Annotated in this window: 5 protein-coding genes; all 5 read right to left on the bottom strand. The window is 72.8% G+C overall.

From position 1 onward, the window contains the following. The coding region (locus tag AOK00_RS35295; protein WP_055604192.1) for an AMP-binding protein at positions 1 to 924 on the bottom strand (924 nt) is incomplete at its 3' end. Between the two features lie 105 nt (positions 925 to 1,029). After that, positions 1,030 to 2,325: a glutamate synthase-related protein gene (locus tag AOK00_RS35290; RefSeq protein ID WP_055604191.1), complete on the bottom strand. Its 1,296-nt coding sequence runs from the start codon at positions 2,323 to 2,325 to the stop codon at positions 1,030 to 1,032. Next, entirely contained in the window at positions 2,322 to 3,344 is a 1,023-nt protein-coding gene (locus AOK00_RS35285; RefSeq protein ID WP_055604190.1) for an asparagine synthetase A, read from the bottom strand. The genes AOK00_RS35290 and AOK00_RS35285 overlap by 4 nt, the downstream gene beginning before the upstream one ends. Continuing rightward, the gene (locus AOK00_RS35280) at positions 3,341 to 4,648 is read right to left on the bottom strand and encodes a methylaspartate mutase (RefSeq protein ID WP_055604189.1); all 1,308 of its coding nucleotides are present in this window, start codon (positions 4,646 to 4,648) and stop codon (positions 3,341 to 3,343) included. Before AOK00_RS35280 ends, AOK00_RS35285 begins: the two co-directional genes overlap by 4 nt. Beyond that, entirely contained in the window at positions 4,645 to 5,220 is a 576-nt protein-coding gene (locus AOK00_RS41015; RefSeq protein WP_107097527.1) for a cobalamin B12-binding domain-containing protein, read from the bottom strand. Before AOK00_RS41015 ends, AOK00_RS35280 begins: the two co-directional genes overlap by 4 nt. Positions 5,221 to 5,390: the final 170 nt, after the last annotated feature.

Here is a 5,390-nt window from a genome sequence, read left to right as displayed (position 1 = left end):
CCGACGGAGAGCCGGGGCGGAGAGCACGTCACCACCCGTCCAGATCTCCGAGAGGCCGACGAGCGACTCGACCGCCTCCGAGGCCATCGCGTCGAAGAGGGCCGTCGTGAAGTACACGGCGGTGATCCCCTGTCGCGTGATCACCCGCGCCAGCTCGCCGATGTCCACCTTCGGCGCGCCGAGCACCACCGCCGTCCCACCGCTGAGCAGCGGCACCCACAACTCGTACGTGGAGGAGTCGAACGCCAGCGGCGAGTACGCGAGCACCCGACGGTGCCGCTCCCCCGAACCCGACGCCCACCACGGATCCAACGCCAGCTCCACCACGTTCCGATGGGTGTTCGCCACACCCTTCGGCACACCACTCGAACCCGACGTGTACATCACATACGCCAACTGGTCCGGGTGGACGGCCACGTCGAGGGGGGCCACGTCGAGGGGGGCCACGCCGTCCCCCTCCGGAACCGTCACGTCCTCCGTCAGCCGCAGCACCGGCAGGTCTCCGGCGAAGCCCACCTCCCGCTCCTCGCGGTCGGTGAGGAGGAGTACGGCCCCGGTGTCCGCCAGGATGAACGCCCTCCGCTCCTCCGGCTGACGCGGGTCCAGCGGCACATAGGCGCCACCCGCCTTGAGCACGGCGAGCATCGCGACGACGTGGGCGAGGGAGCGGTCCTGGAAGAGACCGACGCCGTCACCGGGCCGTACGCCCCGGTCCCGCAGCCGGTGCGCCAGGGCCGTGGCGGCCGAGTCCAGCTCGCGGTAGGTGAGTTCGCGTTCCCCGCACACCAGCGCCACGGCGTCCGGCGTCCGTGCGGCCTGGGCGGCGAACAACTCGTGCAGGGCTCCCTCGGGGAGCCGCACGGCGGTGCTGTTGTACGCGTCGATGTCGACGGCGGGGGCCTGGACGGAAGGCTGGTGAGACATCTTCTCGACACCATTCTCGAAGGTTCGGGCGGGTACGGGTCTCGCGGCGTGCCGGACATCCCGTACGGCCACGACTGGGAATCGCGTAAGTGGTGCTGAGGCGGGCTAGGCGGCGCCGGGGGCGGCCGGTGGCCCCTCCCACCGGTCCGGCAGGAGCAGGTCCTCCGGGGCCAGGGCGTTCACGTGGTACTTGCCGACCGCGCTGGTCAGCATCCGCAGTTCGAGGGCGAGGGCTTCGACGAGCCGGGTCAGGCCCGCCTCGCGGTCCTCGTCGACGGCGAGCAGTGCGGCGCGGCCGAGGCCGACGGCGCGGGCGCCGAGGGCGAGTGCCTTGACGGCGCGGGTGCCCTCCCACATGCGTCCGCTGGCGAGGAGGCAGTGGTCGGTGCGGCCGACGCGGCGCAGGCAGTCGGCGAGGGGCAGGCCGACGTGGGCGAGGAAGCCGGTGGGGGCCCAGGCGGTGCCGCCCTCCGCGCCGTCGACGGTGACGGAGTCCGCGCCGGCCGCCCAGGCGGTGGCCGCGGCGTGGGCCACGTCCCGGCCGGGGTGGAGCTTCACCCACACCCGGGCCCGGGGGAAGTTGTTGCGCATCAGGCGGATCTGCTGGCGCAGGATCTCCTCGGTGAAGGTGCCGGGGCTGGCGACCCGGAGCACCTGACCGCTGCCGGCGCCGAACACCTCGTCGAGGGAGTACTGCTCGGCGACCTGCTCCGCGGTCTCCCGGTCGAGCAGGGTGAGCCCGCCGAGACCGGGCTTGGCTCCCTGGCCGACCTTGAGCTCGAAGGCGAGGCGGCCGGTGGCGAGCAGGGGCTCCGTGACGGGGTCGCTGTAGACGAGGTTCCACACCTCGGCGTCGGCGTCCTCGGTGGACTGCTGGACGACGACGCCGCCGTGCTCGTCGTCGGCGGCCTCGGCGTAGGCGGCGATCCGGCCGAGCAGCGGGGAGGCACCGGCCTCGCCGGCGCTGCGGTAGCCGTTGACGGGGACGACGTTCTCACCGATGACCAGGGGGACGCCGAGCGCTCCGGCCTGCCGCCCGGCGGCCTCGCCGAGGTCGTGGCTCGCGGCCCGGGTGGACCCGAAGGCCGACACGTACAGCGGCAGTCGGCTGGTGAACCCGCCGATGACGGTGTCGAGTTCGACGTCGCTGTAGAGCGGTTCGCGGGCGAGGTCGATGAGCTTCTTCAGCCGCTCGGGCATGAAGACGGGCGGCACGATCCGGATCCGCTCCAGCACGTCCTCCGGGTCGTACCCGGCCCCCTCCGGGGACGGGGCGGGAACGGCGCCGAGCAGTCCGGTGCCGTAGCCCGCCTCGGCGGGGAACACGGCCCCGGCGCCCTGCCGGGCGCGCTGCCGGACCTGCTCCTCGGGGAAGCCGTCCGCGACGAGTGCGGTGCTCACGCCGACACCACCCCGGGGAGCTTCGGGTAGGCGCTGGCCTGCCAGGCGGCCTGCCGTCCGGTGACGTAGCGGGTGAAGCGCTCCAGGCCGATGCCGAAGCCGGAGCTGGCGGGGATGCCGCGGCGGGCCAGGTCCAGGTACCAGCCGTACTTCGCGGGGTTCTCCCCGGTCTCCCGCATGCGGGTGACGAGGGTGGCGTAGTCGTGCTCCCGCTCGCTGCCGCTGGCGAGCTCGCCGTACCCCTCGGGGGCGATGAGGTCGAAGTTCCGCAGTACACCGGGCTGTTCGGTGTTCTCCTTGTCGTAGAAGCCGCGGGAGCCCTTGGGATAGTCGGTGATGAAGAAGGGGCGGTCCGCGCGGGCGGAGACGATCTCCTCGCCCTGCCAGTCGATCTCGGCGGCGGGGTCCTGGGGGTGGCCGAGGCCGATCAGCTCGGCGGTGGCCTGCTGGTGGCCGACGCGTCCGAAGGCACCCGCGAAGATCTCGCGCAGGGCGTCGGTGTCCCGGCCGAGCAGGTCGAGTTCGGCCGGCATGCGGGAGACGACCTCGGCGACGACATGGGTGACGAGCTGCTCGGCGAGGTCCATCGCGTCCTCGCGGCGGGCGTCGCGGATCTCGACGTCGATCTGGTGGAACTCGGCGAGGTGGCGATGCGTGACGGCCGTTTCGAGGGGTTCGAGCCGGACGTTGGGCGCGATGTAGAAGATCTTGTCGAAGGCGAGGAGCGAGGCCTGCTTGTAGAGGATCGCGCTCGTCATCATCTTGTACTTGTGGCCGTAGAAGTCGACGTCCACCTGCTTGGAGCCGCGGATGCCGGGGTCGGTGACCGGGCCGATGATGGGCGGCAGCAGCTCCTGGAAGCCGCGGGCGGTCAGGAAGGCGCGGGTGGCGGTGAGCATGTGGCTCTGCACGCGCAGGGTGGCCCGGGTCAGCGGATCGGTCAGATGCGCGTCGGGCGAGGACGGGAACGGCAGGAGAGCCTCGTCCACGGCCTCGGCGATGGTGACGGTCATGGTCATACCTCCTGGAGGAGAGGGGCGTCGACGGGGGTGTGGTCGACGTCCTCGGTGCGGATGTCGAGGTGGTCGTATCGGCGCTGCACGAACGTCAGCGCGTCGTGGAGACCGGTCGCGGTGAGCCGGGCGCCGCTGCGTCCGGCGACCCGCCCGATGGGCATGGCCCCGATGTTCGACCAGGTCAGGCGGCCCGCCGCGTCGATGTGGCTGCGGGAGCGGCCCGCGTTGTCGGGGTGCAGGCAGTAGGGGACGTCCAGGTAGCCGCGCTCGAAGGCCTTCAGGAGCGCGCTGCCGAGGTCGGTGTGCAGGTCGAGTACGGCGTCCACGAGGGCGCGGGCCTCCGCGTAGACGGGGTTGCCGGCCTCGTCGTCCCCGTCCTCGGCGCCCGCGGTCGCGGCGGCCCGGCGGGCCGCCTCCGTCGCGATGCGCAGGGCGCGCACGTTCTCGGCGACGGTCGGGATGCGGTGGGCCTCGGCGGCGGTCTTCACGATGAGCCGCTGCCCGCCGGCCCGGACCGCGAGCTCGGCGGAGTCCGCGAGCAGGGCGTGGGCTCCGCGCGTGGTCCTCGGGTAGACGCCCATGTAGGTGTAGACGACGACGTGCCAGTCGGTGTCCGGCAGGAGTTCGGCCGCGAGCCGGCGCAGCGCGCGCACTGCCTGCCGGTCCTGCTCGGGGTTGGTCTGCTGGGCGTAGCTGAGCGAGACGGACCGCAGTCCGGCCCGGTGGAAGAAGACTCCCTCCAGGGCGCTGAGGGCCACGAGCAGTCCCGGCGGGCAGAGCTGGCCGAGCATGCATCCGCCGAAGCTCTCCAGGTGGGGTTCCGCGCCGTCGGCGCGCAGGGCGGCCAGCTGCCGGCAGGTCTCCTGCCAGTTGCGGACGGAGTCCTCCAGCGGGGTACGGCCGTAGGGCAGGCAGTACGAGACGGGTCCGCCCTCGGTCGCGGTGAGGCCCAGCCGGGCGAGCGCGGCGACGATCCGCTGGGGCCGTGCCGAGCCGTGCCGGACCTGGACGGGGAAGGTCTCGTCCGCGAGACCGTCCAGGACCCACTGCGAGGTGCTCGGGCTGTAGGAGGTGATGGGGTAGCCGTTGAGCGGGATGCCGTCGCCCAGGGCGCGGACGGCCGAGGGCTCGTCGCAGACCCGGGTGTAGCTGTCGATGGTGAGGGTGCCGGCGACGGCGTCCGTGGCGGCCTTGGTGGCCGCGAGCCCGGTCCTCATCCGGGCGGGCTCGGAGAAGCCCATGCGGGGCTGGACCACGAGGGCACCCCTCGCGTGGGCCGCGGCCACGAACCGGCCGAAGGACGTCACCCTGCCACCCCTTCGAGGGAGGCGGCGGAGGCCACCGGGGCGAGGTCGGCGGGGACGCGGTCGTCGGCCGCGGCGTCGTCGGCGGAGAGCGGGGCGGCCGGGCCGCGCTCGGCGTCCAGCCGGGCGATGAACGCCTCGAAGGCGCCGAGGCCCACGTCCTGGCCCTGCTCCGGATCGTCCTGGAACACCGCGTCGAAGCCCGCCTCACGGAGCCGGCGGCCGTGCCCGGCCCGCTGCTCGGCGCCGAGGACGCCCAGCTTGCCGCCGATGACGGCGGGCAGGCCGGCCAGCTCCCAGCGCGAGCGGATCGCCCGGATGAGCTGGTCGGCGTCCTGGAAGCCGTGGCCGTTGACGGTGCTGACCACGAGCAGGTCGGGTTGGTACTTGCCGCAGGATTCGACGATCTCGTCCTGGGGAACGCACGGGCCCAGGTTGATGACGTGGTGTCCCAGGTCCTCGATCAGCAGCTGGATGAACACGAGGTTCCAGGTGTGCGCATCGGACGGCAGTCCGGTGACAACGACGTCCAGCGGCCCGGATCGCTCTCGGGACGCCCATTCCGCAGTCTGCATCATCACTTCTTCGTCCACATCGTGGGATGACAAGTGGGAGAAGGAGGTCCTGGATCGCTCGGAACATCCCTTCGGCATCGATCGTAGGAACGCGTGACCCCGCCGACCGGCGCCCCGGGCGGCAGCCGGGCGGCAGTTGCCGGTGCCTGTCGCCGCCGCCCTCCCGGCCC

Origin of the sequence: Streptomyces aureus, from assembly GCF_001418135.1 — a bacterium.
Lineage (GTDB): Bacteria > Actinomycetota > Actinomycetes > Streptomycetales > Streptomycetaceae > Streptomyces > Streptomyces aureus_A.
This window is presented reverse-complemented; position numbering and strand designations above follow the sequence as displayed.

Excerpts from the sequence above, each read along its gene's own strand:
- AOK00_RS41015 (WP_107097527.1), bottom strand. The coding sequence starts at position 5,220 with ATGCAGACTGCGGAATGGGCGTCCCGAGAGCGATCCGGGCCGCTGGAC.
- AOK00_RS35285 (WP_055604190.1), bottom strand. The coding sequence starts at position 3,344 with ATGACCATGACCGTCACCATCGCCGAGGCCGTGGACGAGGCTCTCCTG.